The 22,774-nt window shown below is 64.3% G+C and carries 11 protein-coding genes and 1 pseudogene; 7 read left to right on the plus strand and 5 right to left on the minus strand.

Going from position 1 to position 22,774, the window contains the following annotated elements; genetic code table 11:
• From AAHS21_RS27625 to AAHS21_RS27635, 3 genes and pseudogenes are all read left to right on the plus strand, one after another.
• Positions 1-195 (plus strand): hypothetical protein (locus AAHS21_RS27625; RefSeq protein ID WP_342930703.1); only part of this gene is annotated, 195 nt, incomplete at its 5' end.
• 164 nt (positions 196-359) lie between these two features.
• A pseudogene (locus AAHS21_RS27630) lies at positions 360-770 on the plus strand (arsenate reductase ArsC); the annotation flags it as partial.
• A 239-nt stretch (positions 771-1,009) separates the two neighbouring features.
• The gene (locus AAHS21_RS27635) at positions 1,010-2,278 is read left to right on the plus strand and encodes a glycosyltransferase (RefSeq protein ID WP_342930704.1); all 1,269 of its coding nucleotides are present in this window, start codon (positions 1,010-1,012) and stop codon (positions 2,276-2,278) included.
• Here AAHS21_RS27635 and AAHS21_RS27640 read toward each other — a convergent pair.
• Together AAHS21_RS27640 and AAHS21_RS27645 are read right to left on the minus strand one after the other, a co-directional pair.
• Positions 2,275-3,234, minus strand: a complete 960-nt coding sequence (locus tag AAHS21_RS27640) for a fatty acid desaturase (protein WP_342930705.1) — start codon at positions 3,232-3,234, stop codon at positions 2,275-2,277. The two genes, AAHS21_RS27635 and AAHS21_RS27640, sit on opposite strands and share 4 nt — an antisense overlap.
• A gap of 349 nt (positions 3,235-3,583) precedes the next feature.
• Positions 3,584-4,354: a 1-aminocyclopropane-1-carboxylate synthase gene (locus AAHS21_RS27645; protein WP_342930706.1), complete on the minus strand. Its 771-nt coding sequence runs from the start codon at positions 4,352-4,354 to the stop codon at positions 3,584-3,586.
• 473 nt (positions 4,355-4,827) lie between these two features.
• Here AAHS21_RS27645 and AAHS21_RS27650 point away from each other — a divergent pair, with 473 nt between their 5' ends.
• On the plus strand, positions 4,828-15,081 hold the full coding sequence (locus AAHS21_RS27650) for an amino acid adenylation domain-containing protein (protein ID WP_342930707.1): 10,254 nt from the start codon (positions 4,828-4,830) through the stop codon (positions 15,079-15,081).
• Positions 15,082-15,130: 49 nt separating this feature from the next.
• Complete coding sequence (locus tag AAHS21_RS27655) at positions 15,131-15,985, plus strand: acyl-CoA thioesterase domain-containing protein (RefSeq protein ID WP_342930708.1); 855 nt, start codon at positions 15,131-15,133, stop codon at positions 15,983-15,985.
• Between the two features lie 8 nt (positions 15,986-15,993).
• Here the strand turns inward: AAHS21_RS27655 and AAHS21_RS27660 are convergent, their stop codons facing one another.
• From AAHS21_RS27660 to AAHS21_RS27670, 3 genes are read right to left on the minus strand one after another with little or no spacing between them, the layout of a single operon-like run.
• Entirely contained in the window at positions 15,994-17,277 is a 1,284-nt protein-coding gene (locus AAHS21_RS27660; protein WP_342930709.1) for a hypothetical protein, read from the minus strand.
• Positions 17,278-17,288: 11 nt separating this feature from the next.
• The gene (locus AAHS21_RS27665; RefSeq protein ID WP_342930710.1) at positions 17,289-19,220 is read right to left on the minus strand and encodes a S8 family peptidase; all 1,932 of its coding nucleotides are present in this window, start codon (positions 19,218-19,220) and stop codon (positions 17,289-17,291) included.
• Complete coding sequence (locus tag AAHS21_RS27670) at positions 19,217-20,380, minus strand: patatin-like phospholipase family protein (protein ID WP_342930711.1); 1,164 nt, start codon at positions 20,378-20,380, stop codon at positions 19,217-19,219. The genes AAHS21_RS27665 and AAHS21_RS27670 overlap by 4 nt, the downstream gene beginning before the upstream one ends.
• A 424-nt stretch (positions 20,381-20,804) precedes the next feature.
• Between AAHS21_RS27670 and AAHS21_RS27675 the strand changes: the two genes are divergently transcribed.
• Both AAHS21_RS27675 and AAHS21_RS27680 read left to right on the plus strand, forming a co-directional pair.
• Entirely contained in the window at positions 20,805-21,008 is a 204-nt protein-coding gene (locus AAHS21_RS27675) for a cold-shock protein (RefSeq protein WP_342930772.1), read from the plus strand.
• Positions 21,009-21,698: 690 nt separating this feature from the next.
• Positions 21,699-22,694, plus strand: a complete 996-nt coding sequence (locus AAHS21_RS27680; RefSeq protein ID WP_342930712.1) for a glycoside hydrolase family 6 protein — start codon at positions 21,699-21,701, stop codon at positions 22,692-22,694.
• Positions 22,695-22,774: the final 80 nt, after the last annotated feature.

The raw sequence follows: 22,774 nt of genomic DNA on the forward strand, positions 1-22,774 counted from the left end.
GCCCACCTTCCCGGTGGGGAATTACGTGAACGCGACCCTGGGGAATTACGTGAACGAGAACCGGCTCAACATGGGGAATTCCATGAACGTCGACAGACAGGCGACTACGTTCAGCACCGAAATCACCCGATCGATGCGGGTTACGACTTCTCCGTCCTCAACCAGATGCTCGCCTGGCGTAACGCGCAGCAATGAGCGCACAACGGAAACGCCGGGCACGTGGTTTGAGAGCGGCACGGGGCGCCGTGAGTGCGAAATTCGCCGGCGGAGCTATTTCTGCTGGTCGAGGCGTAGAATGTCGATGGCCCAGGAGCGGCTAGCGCTGGGCTGATTTTCTCGGGGAGCGCAGAGCTTTGAGTGCCAAACCTAGCGTCTTGTTCGTCTGTGTGCACAACACCGGTCGTTCGCAAATGGCCTCCGCATTACTCACCCACTTCGCCGGCGATCGCGTAGAGGTTCGCTCAGCTGGAACCGAACGCGCCTACACGATCAACCCCGGCGCCATCGCGGCCATGGCTGAACTCGGCATCGACATCGCCGACGCAACCCCCCAGCTCGTCACCCCCGAACTCGTGCGGACCAGCGACATCGTGATCACCATGGGCTGCGGTGACCTCGGCCCCCACCTTCCCGGAATCGCCTACCGCGACTGGAAGCTCGACGACCCAGCAGGCCAGCCCGCCGAAATCGTTCGCGCCATCCGCGACGCTATCGCTCAACACGTCCACGCACTGATCGCCGAACTGTTCCCCGGCGCCGACAGTCCATGAACACCAACCGCCCGTTACGTCGACTCCCCGCCGCGACTTGCCATCGCCCTAGCCAAGCGGGTGCCGCGTCTGCGAATATGACTGCAGAACAACAAATCTAGCCCGAATGGCGGGATGCCACACAGCTTCCTGCTGAAACAGCGGGCACCAGCACGTGCTGCCGGATTTTCCGGGGACGTGCTTCGCTAGCATCTTCCTCATCGCCGACAGACGGCATCGGTGAAGGGGAGGGACCGGTCTTGAAGTTTGCCCTGGCATGTTATGGAACTCGTGGCGACATCGAGCCGTCCGCCGCGGTCGGCCGCGAATTGCTGCTTAGGGGCCACGACGTTCTCATGGCCGTACCGCCCGAACTCGTCGGTTTCGTTGAATCAGTGGGGATTACCGCGGTCCCGTACGGTCCGCAGGTGCGGGAATTCTACGACGACGAGTTCCTGCGCAACATGTGGCGAGACGTTTTCCGAACTCCGGTCAAGGCAATCCGCGGTGGATGGGACCCGATAATCCGGTACTGGAACGTCGTAGGCAGCACGCTGCTGTCGCTGGCTGACGGTGCGGACTTGCTGTCTACCGGCCTGAACTTCGAGCAGGCCGCCGCTAATGTCGCTGAGCATTACGGCATCCCACTGGCCGCGCTGCACCACTTTCCCATGCGGGCCAACGGTCAACTCGTCCCGTCATTACCCGCGCCGTTGTTCCGCATGGTGATGAAGACGATGGAGTGGCTGTTCTGGTGCTCGACCAAGAAAGTGGAGGGCACGCAGCGTTCCCGACTGGGCTTGCCGAAGCCAACACGTCGGTATGAGCAGCGAATCGCCGAACGAAAACCATTGGAAATTCAGGCCTACGACGGCCTGCTGTTCACCGGCCTGGCCGCCGAATGGGCAAAATGGGGCGACCGGCGCCCATTCGTGGGCGCCCTGACGATGGAACTGACGACCGAAGCCGACGAGGATGTCGCAGCGTGGATCGCAGCCGGGACGCCACCCGTATGCTTCGCATTCGGCAGCATCCCGGTCAAATCGCCCTCCGCCACTGTCGAATTGATCAGTTCAGCGTGCGCTGAGTTGGGTGAGCGGGCGCTGATCTGTTTTGGCGGAACCGACTTCGCCGGTGTCCCTCACCCCGATCACGTCAAGCTGATCAGCGCAGCGAACTACGCGGCCATCTTCCCCAGGTGTCGCGCAGTCGTGCACCACGGGGGATCTGGCACGACGGCCGCCAGCTTGCGCGCCGGAGTTCCTACCCTGATCTTGTGGAGCTCGGCAGATCAGCCGTACTGGGGCGCTCAGATCAAACGGCTCAAAGTGGGTAGTGCTCGGCGCTTTTCGGCGACCAGTGCTGATTCCTTGGTCGCGGATATGCGCCTCATTCTGACCCCGGCTTGCGCCACCCGGGCCCGCGAGCTTGCCGACCGGTTGACGACGCCCTCCGAAAGCGCCGCTATGGCCGCCGACCTCTTCGAGGATGCCGTCCGGCGAGGGGACTCAAATCGGTTGCAAACCTAGGAAATCGACCGCATGTTGCCTGGCTGGGCACTGGTCTCGCGGCGCGCTCGGTACTCCGATGGTGTTAAGTCCCGCCCCCAGGCGGTGGTGATCGGAACGTTTCGGTCCAGATAGCCCGCTTCCGTCGCCCTCCAGGCCTTGACGTACAGGTAGAACGGGATCGCCGCATGGATGTGATGGACGAGGTGATAGTTCTGATACAGCAGCAGCAGACACATCACCCGCTCCCAACCGATCCGAACGCGGGTGGCGCGGAAGCGGTTTGTCTTTGTCGTGACGAGATCGTGGTGAGGCAGCCAGTCGAACCACCACGCAAGAATGCCCATGCCGATCCGCTGTGGAATGAAATAGACCAGCACCAGCTCTCGGCCATAGCCGAGAATGACCAGGGTGGTGATCAGGGTAAGCGAGACAGTGACATTCACGGCATACCCCAGCGTCTCCTTGCGCGGGCGCTGCCGCAGGCGCGCCAGATAAAACCAGCAATACCAGGCATCGATCGTCAACCAGCGCAACGGCAGCTGCCAACGCGGGCCGGCGATACTCCACGCGTCCGGGTCGTCCTGAGCACTTTCGTTTGTGTTGCGGTGGTGGGCGAGATGGATGTGTTTCAGCACTGGATATGTTCCGAACAACGAAACGAATGGCATCGACAAGCGACCGAAGACCTGGTTGACCCAGTTTGGCCGCCCGACGATGTGGTGTATCGATTCGTGCAACACGGTAAACATGGAAAACGTTACGAGACTCTGAACGACGACGGTGACCATCAACCACCACGGACTCACCCCGCAAAGAACCGCGGTCGTCGCCACACACCAGGTAGCCAGGGACCCAAGCCAGAGCAACACGGTCGGGGTCGCAATGGTCGGCCGCGTGAACTTGGGCGGGGGGAAGCCTCGCGGGATCGCGGCCGATGCGCCGTTGGCGCTCAATGGTTTTTGGGTGGCGGGCATTTCGGTCGTTGTCACGCCGACCGCCGGCCGGAAACCTCGGGCCGAGGCCCTGAATCGAAAACCATGTGGCACCACCTTTTTCGACCGTGCCTGCAATAGTCGGTCGGCACCTGTTTGCGGATGAAACAACTCGGGCGTGTTGGCGCGAAACGGAAAATCGGGTCACCGCACTTCCCTGCGTGAGAATGCACTCGCTCACGCAGGGAGGTGCGTTTTCAATCTTGTTGGGTCGCAGACCTCGCGTCTCCCTCCTGCCCTGGGAGTTGCGATGTCGCCGGATATTCGCGGTTTACTCGTCTGAAAGCGCTACTCGAGACGAAGCTTTCGACATATCCGGGTTCTCGGCAGATCAGGCATGTTCAGCGACCTCCGATCCCACGAGTTCGGGTTTCCACGTATGCGCATACGTTTTCCCGCTTTTCAATACGGTGGTGAGTTCGCCGTCCAAATCGGCTGATACCGATCTGACGGTGGACAGCCGGACATGATTCATGAGTTGCACCAGCGCGTTCACCTTGTAATGCGTTTCGAGCTGTGGATTTATCGTGGGGCTTACCGCGATCGGTATCGTCTCGTGATACCTCATGCCCAGCACGAAAGCCCGCTTGGACTCAGCGTTCACCATGAACGGCTCATCGCCCCTGTCGAGGTTTCTCAGCATAAGAAGCGGTATATCGCTCACCCATAGCGGATCAGCGGGTTTGTCCCGATCCGTATGGGTGCCGATCGGATTTTTCGGATGTGTCCAGGCGATCGTCCGCCCAGCGGCTATCAGGTCGAGTCGCAGTGCTTGCCGCCACACTTCGCCATTGGCGGCGATCGCTTCGAAGAAGTTGTCTCGGTTCTGATATGCCACCCCGACGACCAAATAGCGATCAGAATGTAGAGCGTGAAACTCCCGCAACTCCGCTATCGCGCGGAAGAATTCCTCTTCGTCTAGAAGCAGATCGCTTGTGTCGTAGTAGAACTGGCGCTTAATCAGCATCGTCTCGGTAAATGGGCAATGCGCTTTGCGGCCGTCGCCTTCGACAAGGAAGTCGAGATAGTTTTGTATCACCGGGACCCAGTCATCCGTGTGCCGGCTGAGCTCGGTGAAGACATAGTCCGACCGTCGGTTCATCGACGCGCCCCTCCCAGCGGCGACACCCCACGCCGCGTCCTACGGCGCCTGCGCTAGCCTTGATTGCCCGAGATCAGCTGCGTCGCATACCGTGAATCCCCCGAATCCAATCCGAGCTTAGTCCAGGGCTGCGCCGCGCGTGGGCGAATGAGCCGATACGCGGCGACGCGGTGTCGAAGCCCGACCCCGTCCCAGTAAATTCGTTACTTCCGGTTTGACCGGCGGATCCGCAGGTCGGCGATCAGAACGGGTAGTCTGCGTCTAAGTCAAGATCAAGGAACGGTCTTCGGCTTTCGCCCGGGTTTGAGCCCGTGCCGGATGGTCTATGTGGATACGTTGGCGTCGCAGCCATTTCCGACAGAATGACCGGACATTTGGCCGAAGCTCTGCGCGACAGGCCGGCGGCGAGGCAGGATTTTGATCATCAGTCACTCGGGGTATGGGGGCGAGTGGGCCAAGTCTTGGGGGAGTCGATGGGACGTGATGGCCTCGCGCTGCCGCTGACCCGTGGACAACTGGACATCTGGCTCTCTCAGGAGTCCGGCGGTGCTGGCACGGACTGGCAACTTGGTTTGTTAGTGAAGATCGACGGCACGATAGACCGTGCTCTCCTGGAGCGAGCGATCCGCCAGACGGTGGCGGAGGCCGAACCGAGCAGGGTCTCATTCTTCGAGATCGAAGGCCGAGTGGTCCAAAGACCGATCGAGGACCCGCATGTCGAGCTCGAGTTTCATGATCTGGTCGGCGCTCCCGATCCGGTAGCCGAAGTCCGGCGGATGGCTTCGGCCATCCAGCGCACACCGATGGCGCTGAACGGCCAACTGCTCAAATTCGTCCTGTTCCAGACGCAGCGCGATGAATTCTATTTGTTCGGTTGCTGTCACCACATTGTTCTGGACGGTCTGGGCATGGCGCTGATGTCGCGTCGGGTGGCGACCGTCTACTCGGCGATGGCCGCTGGAAAGCCAATTCCCCCAGCATTTTTCGGGTCGGCACAGGATCTGATTGATCTCGAGTCGGGATACGAAGCATGCAACGACTACCTCGAAGACAAGGACTACTGGTCCAAGAACCTTCCCCCCGAGAGCGGCCAGGACTACCAGATCGGTCACATTGACGCCGACCGCGATCCATGTTCGCCGTCGGCGTCGGTTCAGTTCGATGCGACCGCCGTCGGCCGGATGCGAGAGCTGGCCAAAAAGCTGCGCATCCGCCGCTATTCGGTCATCGCGGCGGCGTCCGCGCTCGTGGTGCACTCGTGGTCGGGCAGTGCTTCGGAGGTGGCGCTGGATTTCCCGGTCAGCCGGCGGGTGCGTCCCGAGTCCAAGACGCTGCCCGGGATGCTCGCCGGTGTGGTGCCGCTGGTCTTGCAGACGTCACCACAGACAACGGTCGCCGAATTCTGTCAGCACGTTGACGTCCAGATCCGGGAATTGTTGAAACATCAGCGTTTTCCGGTGCACCAGCTCGACGGTGAAGGCAACCTCCACAGCCTCAGACAGCCGGCGAACCGGGTGGGTATCAATTTCATCCCGTCCCGATTGACCTTGGAGCTCGATGGCGCTCCGGCAACCGCGACCTATACCGCCAACGGGCCCGCGGAGCACTTCGGGCTCTTCTTCATTGGGGCAAGCGACTTTCTGTCGCTCAGCACGGCGGGCCTCGGGCAGCCGTATTCAAGCTTCGACGTCGCCTACCTCGCGGCGCGTCTGGAGCAGGTGCTGATCGAGATGGCCGCCGAGCCGCAGCGGCCGATCTCGGCGCTCGACATCCTGGACCAGGATGACAAGGGCCGGCTCGACGAGTGGGCGCATCGCGCGGCGCTCACCCAGCCGGTGACCGCGACGGGGTCGATTCCGTCGGTGTTCGCCGAGCACGTGGCACGTATCCCCGAGGCCGTAGCGGTGACCTACGACGGCCGTTCCGTGACGTATCGGGAACTCGACGAAGCCGCTAACCGGATGGCGCATCTACTGGCCCGTCATGGAATTGGCCCGGGACAGTGTGTGGCCCTGCTGTTTCCCCGGTGTGCCGACGCGATCGTGGCGATGCTGGCGGTGCTCAAGAGCGGGGCAGCCTATCTGCCGGTCGACCCCGGGCATGCGTCGGCGCGGGTCGAGTTCATGCTCACCGATGCCGCTCCAAGCGCGCTGATCACCACGGCCGAGCTGCGCTCGCGACTGCACGATTCCGGCCTGCTGGTCATCGACGCGCACGATCCCGCCGTCGAGGCCCAGCCCGGCACCCCGCTTCCGACGCCCGCGCCCGAAAACGTCGCGTACGTCATCTACACCTCCGGCACCAGCGGGACACCCAAAGGTGTTGCCATCACCCATCACAACGTCACGTGGCTGATCGAGGCGCTCGACGAACATCTGCCGCCGGGTGGGGTGTGGGCGCAGTGCTACTCCTCGGCCTTCGACCTGTCGGTGTGGGATATCTGGGGTGCGCTACTGCGGGGCAGGCGGCTGCTGGTGGTGCCCGAATCGGTGACAGGTTCCCCGGACGATCTGCACGCGTTGCTGGTCGCGGAGCAGGTCAGCGTGCTGGCTCAGATTCCGTCGTCGGTGGCGCTGCTGTCACCGGAGGGGCTGGAGTCGACGGTGTTGGTGGTGGGCGGCGAGGCCTGCCCGACCGACGTGGTGGATCGGTGGGCGGCACCCGGGCGGGTGATGATCAATGCCTACGGTCCGACCGAGGCGACAGTGTGTGCGTCCATGAGTACGCCGCTGGCGCCGGGTCAGGGTCTGGTGCCGATCGGGTCGCCGATACCGGGGGCGGCGATGTTCGTGCTGGACAAGTGGTTGCAGCCGGTTCCGGCCGGGGTGGTCGGCGACCTTTACCTGGCCGGGCGCGGCGTCGGCCTCGGATATGTGCGGCGCGCCGGCCTGACCGCCGCGCGCTTTGTGGCGTGTCCCTTCGGGGCGCCGGGGACACGCATGTATCGCACCGGCGACCTGGTGTCCTGGGGCGCCGACGGGCAGCTGCGGCATCTGGGCCGCGCCGACGAGCAGGTCAAGATTCGCGGGTACCGCATCGAACTCGGTGAAATCCAGGTCGCCCTGGCCGCGCTGGACGGAGTGGACCAGGCGGCGGTGATCGCGCGCGAGGACCGCCCCGGCAACAAGCGGCTGGTCGGTTACATCACCGGCACCGCGGACCCGACCGAGATTCGCACCGCGCTGGCGGGGCGGCTCCCGGCCTACATGGTGCCCGCCGCGGTTGTGGTGTTGCCCGCAATTCCGTTGACGGTCAATGGAAAACTCGACAAACGCGCCTTGCCCGCACCCGAATTCGCCGTCGGTGAGTACCGCGCCCCGGCCGGTGCGGTGGAAGGAATGCTGGCCGATATCTTCGCCCAGGTTCTCGGGGTTGAGCGCGTCGGCGTCGATGACTCGTTCTTCGACCTGGGCGGCGACAGCATCATGTCGATGCAGGTGGTGACCCGCGCGCGGGCGGCCGGGGTGATGTGCCGGCCGCGTGATGTTTTCGTCGAACAGACGGTAAGGCGACTTGCCCGGGTCGCGACGCTGGCCGACGGCGAGGCCCGCGTCACCGACGAGGGCGTTGGTCCGGTGGTGGCCACCCCGATCATCCGCGCGCTGCACGACATCGCGGGCCCGATCGACGAGTTCAACCAGACCGTCGTGGTTTCCGCCCCGCCCGGGGTGACCGACGCCGACGTGGTGGTCGTGTTGCAAGCGCTGCTCGATCGGCATGCCACCTTGCGCCTGCGCATCGACGATGACGGCGCCGGCAACTGGTCGCTCGAGGCACCCGACGCCGGGGCGGTCGATGCCCGCGCCTGCCTGCATACCGTCGACGTGCTGTCGGAAGAGGCGCTGGTGCGGGCACGCTCCTGGTTGAACCCGTCGGCCGGACTGATGCTGAGCGCGGTATGGGCGGCTGCTACCGGCCAGCTGGCATTGCTCATCCACCACCTGGCCATCGACGGGGTGTCGTGGCGAATCCTGTTGGAGGACTTCAATATTGCTTGGGCACAGCATCATGCCGGCCAGCCCGTAACATTGCCGTCCGGCGGCACGTCGTTCGCACGGTGGTCGGAGCTGCTGGCCGGGCATGCACACCGGGCCGAGATAGCGGCGCAGGCGCAGGCGTGGCGGCAGGTGGCGGCGATACCGGCCGCGCTGCCGGCCGTGCAACCTACGGATACCTATCAGACCGCCGGCCAGTTGTCGGACTCGCTGGACGTCGAGACAACGCGCCTGCTGCTGGGCGAGGTGCCGGCGGCGTTTCGCACCGGGATCGGCGACATATTGCTGATCGCCTTCGGGCTGGCGCTCGCGGAGTTTCTCGGCAGTGGCGCCGATGCGCCGATCGGTATCGACGTCGAAGGCCATGGGCGTTACGAGGAGCTGTCGTCCGAGGTTGACCTGTCGCGGACGGTGGGCTGGTTCACCGCGAAGTACCCGGTCGCGTTGACGGTTGGCGGCCTGCCGTGGGACCAGGTGACCGCGGGCACCGCCGCTCTTGGCGCGCTGGTCAAGGACGCCAAGGAGCAGCTGCGGACCCTGCCCGAACCGCTGACCTATGGTCTGCTGCGCTACCTGAACTCCGAGGTTGATCTCAGCGGGTCCGAGCCGGTCGTCGGGTTCAACTACCTGGGCCGCCTCGGTGCCGGTCCCGACCTGCCCGGCGAGCTGTGGCGGATCGACGGGGACAGTCTGTCGGTTGCGGGGGTGGCCGCGGCGCTCCCCCTGCCACTTGCGCACACAGTGGAACTCAATGCCGGCACCATAGACACCGAGGCCGGGCCGCACGTACAGGCGAGCTGGACGTGGGCGCCCTCAGTGCTGGATGACGAGCAGGTCCGTCGGCTGAGCAGGTTGTGGTTTGAGGCCCTGATCGGTATCTGCGCCTATGTCAAAGCCGGTGGGGGCGGGCTGACTCCGTCCGACGTCGCCCCCGCCCGTCTCACCCAGCAGCAGCTCGACGAGCTCTGTTCCCGCGGCGACGTCCAGGACGTGCTGCCGCTGACCCCGGTGCAGCAAGGCCTGCTGTTCCACACCAGCTTCGCGGCGGATCTGGACGACCTGTACACCGTGCAGCTCGGCGTCACGGTCACCGGCGCCCTCGATGCGCACCGCCTGCGCGAGGCCGTACAGACGGTCGTCAACCGGCATCCAAATCTGTTGGCCCGGTTCCGCGAAGACTTCGGTGAGCCGGTGCAGGTTATCCCGGCCAACCCGGCTATGGCCTGGCAGGAAATTGAACTGGACCCCATTCGCGGCGACGCCGATGAGCAGATCGAGCGACTGTGCGCGGTCGAGCGTGCCGCGGTCTGCGACCTGGGGGACAAGCCGACGTTCCGGACGGCGTTGATCCGTACCGCGGCAGACCACTACCGGTTGGTGCTCACCATCCATCACATCGTGGCGGATGGCTGGTCGCTGCCCATCCTGATGCGGGAGGTGTTCGGCAGCTACTACGGCGCGCGGCTGCCCGCGGCACCGTCGTATCGCAGCTTTGTGACTTGGCTGTATGGGCAGGACCGCGTTGCTGCACAACGGGTTTGGCGCGATGCGATGGCCGATTTCGAGATCCCGACACTGGTGGGTGTGCCCGGCCGAGTAGGACGTCGCGAGGTCGCCTCCTTCGAGGTGTCCGCCGAGACCACAGCGGCTTTGACCGAGCTGGCCCGTACGTGCCACACCACCGTGAACACGGTGCTGCAGGGCGCCTGGGCGCAGCTGCTGATGTGGCTGACCGGTCAGCACGATGTGGCGTTCGGCACCGCGGTCTCGGGTCGGCCGAGCGAGCTGAACAACTCGGAATCCATTGTCGGACTGATGATCAACACGGTGCCGGCGCGCGCCAACAGCACCGCGAGGACCACCATCGCCGATCTGCTAGACCAGCTGCAACGCCTGCACAACGACACCCTGGAGTACGAGTACCTGGCGTTACCCGACATCCACCGCGCCACCGGACACGATCAGCTGTTCGACACGCTCTTCGTGTACGAGAACTATCCGATCGACGCCGCTGCGCTGATGGGCACTCATGACCTGGTGGTCACCGGGTTCGACAGCCGCGAGTTCAACCACTATCCGCTGTCGGTGGTCGCGACGCCGGGCCGGCTACTGAGCCTTCGCGTCGAATTCGACACGGACGTATTCGACCGTGCGGCCATCGACTCGCTGATCGATCGGCTGCAGAAGGTGCTGACGGCGATGACCGCCGATTCCGCACGGCCGTTGTCGTCGATCGATCTGCTCAACCGGGATGAGCATGACCGCCTCGGTGAGTGGGGCAACCGGGCGATGCTGGCCGAGCCGGAGTTGTCCGCTGTCTCGATTCCTGAACTGTTCGCCGCTCAGAGGGTCCGCGCCCCGGAGGCGGTGGCGATCAGCTACGAGGATCGTTCGTGGACATATCGCGAGATAGATGAGTCTTCTAATCGGCTGGCGCACTTGCTAATACAGCATGATGCCGGCCCGGGTGCCCGGGTGGCCGTGTTGCTTCCGCGGACACCCGACGCGGTGGTGGCGATCCTGGCTGTGCTGAAGGCCGGGGCCGCCTACGTGCCGATCGATCCGACGGTGCCCGCGTCGCGGATCGAGTTCGTGCTGGCCGACTCCGCGCCGGCCGCGGCGGTCACCACCGCCGACGTGCGGCCTCGGTTGGACGGAACAGACCTACCCATCGTCGTTATCGACGACCTCGCGGTGCATACCCAGCCCGATACCGCGTTGTCGGCCCCGGCGGCCGAGGACATCGCCTACATCATCTACACCTCGGGAACGACCGGAGCGCCCAAAGGCGTTGCTGTGCAGCACTGCAACGTGACGCGGCTACTGGCATCGCTGGACGCCGAGTTGACGCTGGGCCAGGTGTGGACGCAGTGCCATTCATTGGCGTTCGACTTTTCGGTGTGGGAGATCTTCGGTTCGCTGTTGTATGGCGGGCGGTTGGTGATGGTGCCCGACTCGGTGGTCCGCTCGCCAGAAGAGTTGCACGCCTTGCTGGTTCGTGAACAGGTTAGTGTGTTGAGCCAGACGCCATCGGCGTTTTACGCTTTGCAGACGGCCGATGTGCTCGCCCCGGAGTTGGGAGAGCAACTGAAGTTGCAGACGGTCGTGTTCGGTGGCGAGGCGCTCGAACCCCACCGTCTGAAGACCTGGGTGAAACAGCATCGTGGACTGCCGCGCTTGATCAATATGTATGGCATCACCGAAACGACGGTGCATGCCTCGTTGCGCGAGATCTCCGACGATGACGTCGACAGCAACGCCAGCCCCATCGGAGTGCCGTTGGCGCACCTCGCGTTCTTTGTGCTCGACGCATGGTTGCGTCCGGTGCCCGCCGGGGTGGTCGGCGAGCTGTATGTGGCCGGTGCCGGACTGGCCGCCGGCTATGTGCGTAGGCCGGGGCTGAGCGCGGGGCGGTTTGTGGCATGTCCGTACGGACAACCCGGTGCGCGCATGTATCGCACCGGGGACCTGGTGTCGTGGGGTGCCGATGGTCAGTTGCGCTACGTCGGGCGTGCTGACGAGCAGGTCAAGATCCGCGGGTATCGCATCGAGCTCGGCGAGATCCAGGCGGCTTTGCAAGAGCTGGACGGGGTCGATCAGGTGGCGGTGATCGCGCGCGAGGACCGTCCCGGCGACAAGCGGCTGGTGGGCTACATCACCGGAACCGCCGACCCGGCCGAGCTCCGCACCGAATTGGGTCATCGGTTGCCGACCTACCTGGTGCCGACCGCGGTCGTGGTCCTGCAGGTGCTGCCATTGACGGTCAACGGCAAACTCGACATCCGCGCCCTGCCCGCACCCGAATACTGCGATGCCGACCATTACCGGGCTCCATCCGGCGCGATCGAGGAAGCCTTGGCCGCGATCTATGCCCAGGTGTTGGGCGTCGACCGGATCGGTGTCGATGACTCGTTCTTTGACCTGGGCGGCGACAGCATCCTGTCGATGCAAGTCGTGGCCCGTGCCCGCGTGGCAGGCCTAATGTGCCGTCCGCGTGACGTTTTCGTCGAACAGACGGTGGCCCGGCTCGCGCAGGTCGCCACGGTGATCGCCGACGACGAGAGTGGCGTGGTCGACGACGGCACCGGTTCGGTGATCGCCACCCCGATCATGCGCTGGTTGCAGAGCCTCGAGGGTCCGGTCGAACAGTTCAACCAGACGATCGTGGTCCAAGCGCCGGCGGATGTCACGCAGGCCGACGCGGTGGTGCTCCTGCAGGCGTTGCTGAACCGGCATGCCACGCTGCGGTTGCGCATCGATGGCAGCACCGGCGGTTGGTCGTTGTGGGTGCCCGAAGCCGGGGCGGTGGACGCCGGCGGCTGCATGGACACCGTCGACGAGCTGTCGCCCGGCGCGCTGGTCGCGGCCCGGTCGCGTCTGGACCCGCACACCGGGGCAGTGGTGCGTACGGTGTGGGCCGAGTCGACCAAGCAGTTGGCGCTGATCGTCCACCACCTCGCCGTCGATGGTGTGTCGTGGCGAATCCTATTGGAAGACCTGAACATTGCCTGGGCCCAGCATCACAGTGCCCAGCCGGTAACGCTGCCGGCACCCGGGACGTCGTTTGCCAGGTGGTCGTCACTGTTGGCCGAGCATGCGCAGAGCGCAGACGTCATGGCTCAGGCCGAGGCGTGGAGCCAGGTGGCAGGGATCCCAGCCGCGCTGCCGCCGGTAGGGCCAGAGGACACCTACGTCAGCGCCGGCCGATTGTCGGTGTCGCTGGATGTCGAGACGACCCGCTTGCTGCTCGGTGAGGTCCCGGCGGCGTTTCACGCCGGAGTTCAAGACGTTCTGCTGATCGCGTTCGGCCTGGCGTGGCGGCAGTTCTTGGGGACCGGCGCCCCGATCGGCATCGACGTGGAGGGTCACGGGCGCCAGGAAGAACTGGCTCCGCATGTCGACTTGTCGCGCACGGTGGGCTGGTTCACCACCAAATTCCCGGTGGCCCTGACGGTCGGTGACCTGTCCTGGGGGCAGGTGGCGGCCGGTGGGGATCGCCTGGGCAGCGTCATCAAGGACGCCAAAGAGCAGCTTCGGGCCCTGCCTGACGGCCTGACCTACGGACTGCTGCGCTACGTGACCGCTGATGTCGATCTGGACTGGTCCGACCACGGGATCGGGTTCAACTACCTGGGTCGTCTGGGTGGCGCGGCCGAGCTCTCCGGTGGGCTGTGGCGGCTCGGCGAGAACAGCTTCGTGCTGGCCGGTGCCGCGGGCGCCGTGGAGATGCCGCTTGCGCACACCGTGGAGCTCAACGCCGTGACCATGGACACCGAAGCCGGCCCCGCCCTGCAGGCGAACTGGACCTGGGCGCGCTCCGCGCTGGATGACAAGCAGGTCAGCCGGCTCAGCGATCTCTGGTTCGACGCCCTGACGGGAATGTGCGCGCACGTGCGCGGCGGAGGGGGCGGCGCGACGCCGTCCGACTTCCCGCTGGCTCGGCTCGCCCAGCGCGACATCGACGAGCTGGCGCGGCAGTACCGGCTCGGCGACGTGCTGCCGTTGACCCCGTTGCAGCAGGGCCTGCTGTTTCTCACCGGCAGCACACAGAGCAGTGACGACCTGTACGCGGTGCAGCTCGATATCACCGTGAGCGGTTCCCTCGACCCGCAGCGCTTGCGTGACGCGGTGCGCGCGGTGGTCACGCGCCACCCGAACGTGGTGGCTCGCTTCGTCGAGGACCTCGGCGAACCGGTGCAGGTGCTCCCCGCCGATCCGGTGCCGGCCTGGCAGTACGTCGAGCTGAACTCCGCCGATGCGGACGTCGAGGAACAGGTTCAGCAGCTCTGTGCTGCCGAACGTGTCGCGGTTTGCGACCTTGCCGGCCAACCGCCGTTCCGCGCTGCCGTCATCCGCACCGCGTCCGATCGATATCGGTTCGTGCTCACCAACCACCACATCGTTCTCGACGGGTGGTCGAAGCCCATCCTGCTGCGGGAAATCTTTGCCTCCTATCACGGCGCGCGGCTGCCGGCGGCCCCGTCCTATCGCGGCTTCGTCGGGTGGCTGTCCGAACGGGATCGAGCGGCCGCTGCGGCAGCCTGGCGCGAGGTCTTCGACGGGTTCGACACGCCCAGCCTGGTGGGGCCGCCGGGTCGGTCGGCGCTCGGTCCGCGCGGCACGGCGTCATTCCAGGTGTCCGCGGAGACCACCAAGGCGTTGGGTGAGCTGGCGCGCTCGTGCCGCACGACCGTCAGCACCGTCCTGCAGGCCGCGTGGGCGCAGCTGCTGATGAAGCTGACCGGCCAGGCCGATGTGGCATTCGGCACGGCGGTGTCGGGACGGCCGAGCGAGCTGGCCGGCGCGGAATCCATGGTGGGCCTGCTGATCAACACCGTCGGAGTGCGGGCGACCATCGGCGCGCAGACCACCATCGCCGACCTGCTTGCACAGCTGCAAAGCAACTACACGAAAACTCTTGAGCACCAACACTTACCGCTGAATGAGATCCACCATGCAGCGGGCCACAGCCAATTATTCGACACCATGTTCGTGTACGAGAACTACCCCATCGACACTGCTGGGTTGATGACCGTCGACGGATTGCAAATAACAGGCTTTACCAACCGCGAATACAACCACTACCCACTTTCAGTGCAAGCCGTGCCAGGCCACGAAATCGGTCTACGCGTTGAATTCGATACGCACGTGTTCACCGCGACCGCGATCGAAACGCTGGTCGAGCGATTCCGGCGCGTACTGGTAGCCATGACGGCAGACGTGGAGGACTAATCCTGACCGCCGGGCGCTGCGCCGGGACAGCGGATGACAAGATCCCCGAGTGAGTTACGACTGGCCCAGCCTTGCCGATGTCATCGAAACGCTCAACGTTGCCCGCGTTGACGACCACCACTTCGTCGCCACGCAGCTGGACAACCCGGACCATCACATCGTGGGGGGCCACATCGCCGCCCAGGCGCTGATGGCGGCGAGCCGCACCGCGCCGGGCCGCGCGGCGCACAGCGTGCATGTCTACTACGTGCGAGCCGGCGATGCCCGCAACCCGGTGGACTTGCACGTCGACGTGGCGCGCGACGGCGGCACGCTGTCCACCCGCAAGATCACGGCCCGCCAGGACGGCCAGATCCTGCTCGAAGCGCTCGCATCCTTCAATGTGCCATTCGAGTCGCTCGACTACCAGCAGCCGATGCCCGACGTCGCCGACCCCGAATCGCTGGTGCCGGTGCAGCAGCAGTTAGCGGCACATGCGGACGAACTGAACGGCCATTGGGTCGCACCTCGGCCCTTCGAGCTGCGCTACGTCGACCCCCCGCCGCGCCTTGCCATCGACTTGGCCGAGTCGTCGCCGCGGCTGCGAATGTGGTGGCGCGCCAACGGATCTGTGCCCGATGATGAGGTGCTGCACAGCTGCCTGCTGACCTACCTTTCCGGAACCACGATGGTTGAGCCCGCACTCGTCATGCGGCGGGCCACGCCGGTCAGCACCTTCAACGCCCTCATCGACCATGCACTGTGGTTTCACCGGCCGGTCGACTTGGCTGACTGGGTTCTCTCAGATCAGGTGTCGACCAGCGGTGTCGCGGGCCGGGGGCTGACGACGTCGACGATGTACAACCGCACGGGGCAAATGGTCTGCGTCGCAACCCAAGAGCTGTACTTCGGCCGAGCCGCCTGACCGACCGGTTACGGCGTGCCCAGCAGATCGATGCGGTGTCGGGGTACATCGCCCCCGAGTGGAACGACCCTGGCCGCCATGTCGGGGTACTTCTCGAAGAACGCTGCGAGGCCCTGCTTGGCAGGTGACCAATCAGGTAGGGGATTGCGGGTTCGGCTCGCCCGTTGCTGCTTGATCTCCCAGTCCGCTTGACGGAGCTCGTCGATGTCGGCGATCTCGTAGGTCAGGTAGATCTTGTAGTCCTCTTCCGGCCGGACGACGTTGCGCGCCTTGCGCAGCATGTCCAGCGTTGCCCGCTCGGGATTGCCATGTTGCCCGTTTCCGGAGAACACGTAGCGGTCGGCGGTGATTTGCTCGAAATAGTCTTGCGTGTAGTTGTTTTCGCTACCGTGGTGCTGGCCCTTCAACACATCGACGTGCAAACTGTCGCCCAGTCCGACGAGTTTCATGCCCTCGAGGATCTTGTCGCCGCGGGCATCGCCGGTGAACAGGATCGTCTTCCCGCCGAATTCGGCGAGCAGCACAATGCTGGACAGATTGGGCACCGACTTGTCGACGTAGGCGGCCAGTGCGGCAGCCGGCGGTTTCGGGTGTTTTTTCTGCTCTTCCAGCCACTTTCGGTGTGCTTCTTGGAGAGCCTGGACTTCTGGCAGCATCGGTCCGATGACGTTCAACGTCAGGCCGTCACCCATGTCCATCGCCGTGCCGCCATCCTTGGCGACGATCAACCCGCCCTCTCCATCGTTTACCTGTATCTGCAGCACCTCGGCGTTGCCGGCCAGGTCGATGCCTTGTTCGATGCCTGCGAGCACCATCAGCGCATCGTTGAACGTGTCGGCGTCGACCTTCGCGTCGTCGGGCACCAGGTCGACCGGGATGTCCCCGGTCAGCGATGCCGTTCCATATCCGTTGGAGGTGGCTTTCTTCAGCTCGGCGGCGTCATTGCCGATGATCTTGTCAAAGGTGTTGTGGAACAGCCGCCGTGGCTTGACGAACCGGTTCACCGCCAGCGCCCTGAGCTCCTCTGTGAGCCGCACCAGTCCGTTGGCGTGGTCGTCGTCCACATGGCTGAGCATCACCCAGTCCAGCGCCATCGGCTCGCCGGCGGGCACGCCCATTTCGTCGCGCAGCTTCTTCAGCCGCGGCTCGAGGTGGTTGGTGTAGACGCCGCTGGGGCCTCCGTCGATCAACGCCAGCTTCTGCTTCTTGTGCGCCGTTGGACCGTATCGAAGCAGTAGGCAGTCGCCTTTCTTCGCCGGCAGGATTTCGAGGCTGAAAATGCTGTTGGCCATCTGAATTCACCTCATTGACTCTGTAATGCACGAAGGACGTCGAGTAAGCCGTGACCCTGAAAGGTGCGCTCTCGTCCGAGATCGGTCGCGGTGTCGCAGAGAATCTTCTTGATCTTGTCGGGACGTCCGACCAGTTCTGGATAGCGCGCCATCAGTAGCGCCGCGGCGCCGCTGACGTGAGGTGCGGCCATGCTGGTGCCGTCCAGATAGCCCCAATCATTGCCCAGCACTGGGGAATAGATGCGTTCGCCGGGAGCGACGAGGTCGGGTTTCGGTCGTCCGTCACCGGTCGGTCCGCGGCTGGAGAAGTAGCTCACGCCGTAGGTGAAAGGTTTGTAGTGGTGGGTGGATCCGACCGTGATGACGCGCTCCGCATTGCCGGGGTCGGTGATGCTGAAGGCGAGGTAGTTATTGAACGGCTGGTCGTTGACCATGATGTTCTGGTAGCCGAAGTTGCCGGCCGCCGCGACGACAACCACGCCGCTGTCGATGAGTCGTTCGGCCTCCATGCAGACCGGGGTTGCCCCGCATGCGTAATTGCGCACGTCGTGCTCGATCGACAGGCTCATGTTCACACCCTGGATCTGCAGGTCGCCCGCCAATTCATTGGTGTGCCGGACAAACTGAAGCGCCGCAATCACCGCCAACTCGGTGTCCTCTTTGTCGGATCCGATGATGCGCAAGTCGTAGAGACCGATCCCCGGGCACATGCCGGTGACGAGATTTCCGCCGGCTTCGTCGACCGCGGCCGCGATGATGCCGGCGACATGAGTGCCGTGTTCGCTGGTCGGCGGTGGTGGCGGTGTGTCGTCATCGCCGAGTTTGAGGAACTCCGCGATGAGGTCATACCGCATCGGCTGACCTTCGCAGGCGGCCTTGGCGATCTGTTTGAGCTTGCGGTCCGCGTTCGGCGGAAGGGGGCTGTCCTTCCGTGCAGTCTCGATCGCCTCTAGATTGCATTTGCGAACGACGTCGTCGACATTGCTGAGGTTGACGACCTCGCGATAGTAGGTGAAGTCATAGGTCTTGCGGACCGGGTGCTTACCAAACGCGGTGTGATGCGTATCGATCCCGGAATCGACCACCGCCCAGTTGATTCCGCTGCAGTCGAGTTCGAACAGCCGGCGGGCCGCGTCGGCCTTCACGGCCGGCACCGACTTCATGATCGCCGTGGAAGCCGGTCGGTTGCGCGAAATCTGCCAGACCTTCGCCTCATCTGCCGGGGACATCTCCGTGGAGATCAGGCCGACCACGAGCTCGCGCAAGTCGTCGTTGCTGGTGTCGACCAGCAGACCCTGCGTCTTCTTCTGAACTTTGGTCAACACCGGTGGCGCCATCGGCTCACGGTCCGTCTCCTCGGGCGGCCGCTGCACCATCGAGACCAGGGCGCATAACGCGACGAAGCGCTCAAACGCCGTGCGCCGACTGCGAATCCCGACCATGGGATCCTTGAACAATTCGTCGAGGTTCTGGGGACCTTTGTTCCATGCGCCGACCAGCACCCGCACATCGGCAACCGTCTGGGCAATCTTGTCGGATCCGTCTGCGCCGTCGGACTTAGCTGAATTCATCCACGCATCGATCTCGCTGCGAGTCTTCGGATCGAGCCACCACTTCGTCATCGGGATCAGGACCCGGATCACTTCGTCGAAGTACAACCGGGCGGCTACGTAGTTCTGCACCGGCGCGACCCTCGGGTCGTCGCCGTGGGCGACACCGCGACGGATCCTTTGCAGACGCTTGAAGATTTCGGCGGCCAGGGCATTGGACGAGCTGCCCTTGTATGACGTGATCAGCAGGTCGACGGGTTTGCTCAGGTCTTCCACGTACGCGGTCCACACATCCCCCAATATGGGTGAGCCCTGCAGGTGTCGTCGGCTCGAGCCGGCGCCAACCAGGATGTAATCGACCAACTTTCGCGAGATCGAGTTTTCCCCGTTCATGTCAACCCCTCGTTCGGATAGGGCAGTTCGGTCTTCGCGGGATCGGTGATCTCACTGGACATGTGCGTCCGCAGGCCGGCATCGCAGATGATGTAGCCCCAGTTGATAAGTCGTTCTTGGTCGGCGTCGGACAGCGGCGCAAGCCGCGTCTTCACCTCGGCGAGTGCTCGGGTGCGGTCGGGGTTGGCCGGCAGCACCGCCCCGCCGTATTTCGCGACTTGACTACGGATGCCGATGTACATGCCTTGTCGCAGGCCGGATTTGAACGAGCCAATCACCTGGCGCTTGCGCATCGCAAGGGCTTGATTGTGGATGAGGTCGAGTACTCGAGCCGTCTGCCGGAGCGGATCCGTCGGGGGATCGTCGTCGGCGGCGACTTCGCCGCCGGCGTCACTGACGATGATCGACGTGTATCGCTTCCACGCGGTTTCCAAACCGAGGTTGTCGTATACGCCGCCGTCGGTCAGCTTGATTTCGTCGCGGAAGCCGGGCTCGGTCAGTGTGTTGCCTTGCTCGTCGATCCAGGCCTGGCCCTTGAGGTGCAGCGTGCACGGCGACAGGACAGGAGGAAAGGCCGACGACGCGGCGACCGCGACCGCCAGCGCTACATCGGGATTCATGATCCGGCCGACGCGGTAGTCGGCGAGATAGGGCTTGCTGAACCGCAGCAGCACCCCGGATTCGAGGTTGGTCGAATTGAAGATGAAGCGTGGCTTGTCGGGGAGTTGTTGCAGGCTGGTGTCACCGAAGAGGTGCTTGCGATAGGCTGCCGCGACGCGGCCGGCGGCGGAATCGCCGAACGGCAGCATTCCTTCGAGCACCGCTTTGACGTCGACCGCGGTTTCGCTCATCTTTCGCACGGGCGTGACGAACTGTTCGCCGAAGTTGCTGGCGACCTGCTTGGTGTCCCAGGTCAGCTGCTTCCAGTTCTTCGCCAGTACGCCGGCGGTGATCGAACCGCCCGAGACGCTGGAGATGCGGTCGAGCTTCGGCAGCAGGCCGACCTCGTTGAGCCGCCAGAGCACGCCGACGTGGAAGATCATCGCCCGGTAGCCGCCGCCGGATAGGCAAAGCGCCAGGCCCTTCTCCGGTTGCCGATCTGCGTCGTCCTGCCGGACCGGCGTGATCAATTCGTCCAATGTGGTGCTGGTCAGATCCACGGTGGCCCCACTTTCAGAAGTACGTGTCGCAATGGGTGTGGTTCGTAGCCGTGCTGATGACGCTATGGCGGACGACCGGGCTTGCGCACGAGTAGTCGGCTACTCGACTTGCGTTATTGCAAAGGGCGGGCGATGCCGTCTGATCTCCGCGATTCGCGATCGCTGGGCGTGACGACCGGAGTGGGTAGCAGCCGAACCAAGACGACACGCGTTTCCGAAATTGAAGCCTAAATCGGAAGAGTCGTCGGAAGCCGCGCCCTGTGTTCGCGCGTTGCTGAGGGGAATGTCGGCGCGTGTTTCTGCTTTGGCCGCAATACATGAAAATCGTTGTCCCGCAACTGAAGTTAATTGGCAGGCATCGCTCGTGCTACTGTGTCCGGGGATGCCCTGTCGGCATCCATTCAGAATGAGGGAAGTTGATGGTATGGCGCAGGGAACTGTGAAATGGTTTAACAGCGAAAAGGGCTTCGGTTTTATCGCTCCGGATGGCGACGCAGCAGATGTGTTCGTCCATTACACGGAAATAAAGGGAACCGGCTACAAATCGCTCGAGGACAATCAGCGTGTTGAGTTCAGTATTGAGCAGGGCTCCAAGGGCCCGCAGGCGGTCGGGGTGACTGCCGTCTAATCTGAGCTCTACCGCATGTGGGCTGGTGGGTTATTTCCCGCCAGCCCACAGCACGTTGAGGAGCTTCCCGCCCCGCTCCAAGTCGGGAGCGTGTACTCGATGAAGACGGCCGCCGCACAGGACCTCGGAAGACGCCGCGGCTTAGAACGCGACCAAAGGACGTTCAAGCGGCATTTCCGGGGCTGATCAACGCCGCCAGTCCAACGCCGCGACGTTGTCCTTGGCTATTGTGTAGATTGGATGCCAAGCCGAGCGTATTGCCGCTACACCGCAAACGTCATTGTGTAGGTGAGCAACCCACGATCGATTGCCCTCGTCTCGACCACCTACGTCTGCGTCGAAACCAAACCAAATTTTAAGGATCTGCCCATGACATCATCGGACTTGTTCTCACATCGCCGCGAGCCCGAGGTTGTGCCCCACAGCGGTCGTGAGTCCGAACCGGTGCAGCCGCCTACCTTTTCAGACCGTCCCACCAGCAACCCCGCGACTGCGACGCCACCATCGTGTGGGGACTGACCCAGAACGGCACACCTCGCCAGCTACCCCGCGACTAGCCTGCGCCCCAGGGGCTCCGACATGTGATGCGGGTGCGCCCGCGTCGAGCTGTCAATTCATCAATGTCGGCGGTGCTTCGTCGGCGCCACCCCGGTTTCGCACGCAACGCTTTAAGGCACTAACTTTCCTGAGGTGATGTCCTCAGCTGCTGGCGCTCTTGCGCGGTGGATTGCCCCCGTCCTGACCGCCGCGACCGTCGCCTGGCTAGGCGTTTCGTCGCAGGCCGTTCCAGCCCCGACGATGCGCTTGGTCTCCGACGGAAACCCGCTGGCAGGTGCGCCGTTCTACGTCAACCCCACGTCGGCGGCCATGCGTGCGGCGCAGGCGGCGAACCCGCCCAGTCCCCAGCTGACCGCCGTGGCCAACACACCGCAGGCCTACTGGATCGTGCCGGGCGGTTCGGCGGGCACGGTCGGGAAGTACGTCGGCGACGCGAATGCCGCCGGCGCCATCCCCGTTTTGTCGATCTACGGGATTCCGCACCGCGACTGCGGCAGCTTCGCCGCGGGTGGTCTCGGGTCGGGCGCCGACTACCGCGGTTGGATCGACGGCATCGCTTCCGGCATCGGCGCCTCGCGGGTGGCCGTCGTCGTCGAACCCGATGCGCTCGCGATGGCCGACTGCCTGTCGGGTGACGCACGCCAGGAACGTTTCGACTTGATCCGCTACGCCGTCGACACGTTCACCCGCGACCCGAATGCTGCCGTGTATGTCGATGCGGGTCACCTGCGTTGGCATAGCGCCGAGGACATGGCCGCCCGACTCAACCAGGCGGGGGTCGGTCACGCGCGGGGCTTCAGCGTCAACACGGCGAACTTCTTCACCACCGAAGACGAAATCGGTTATGGCGAGGCCATTTCGGGGCTCACGAATGGATCGCACTACGTGATCGACACGTCGCGCAACGGCGCCGGCCCGGCGCCCGACTCCGAGCTCAACTGGTGCAACCCCAGCGGCCGGGCGCTGGGCACCCAGCCCACCGCCTCGACCGCCGGCGCGCATGCCGACGCCTATTTGTGGATCAAGCGGCCCGGCGAATCCGACGGATCATGCGGCAAGGGCGATCCGCCGGCGGGCACCTTCGTCAACCAGTACGCCATCGACATGGCCAGCAAGGCAGGCATGTAGTCGCGCTCCGCTGCGCGGTTTTGCGATTGGTCGATACCCATCGCGCCTCCGACGACCCGGTCTGCGGGGGCAAACCGGGA

The organism is Mycobacterium sp. 050272 (genome assembly GCF_039023525.1).
Lineage (GTDB): Bacteria > Actinomycetota > Actinomycetes > Mycobacteriales > Mycobacteriaceae > Mycobacterium.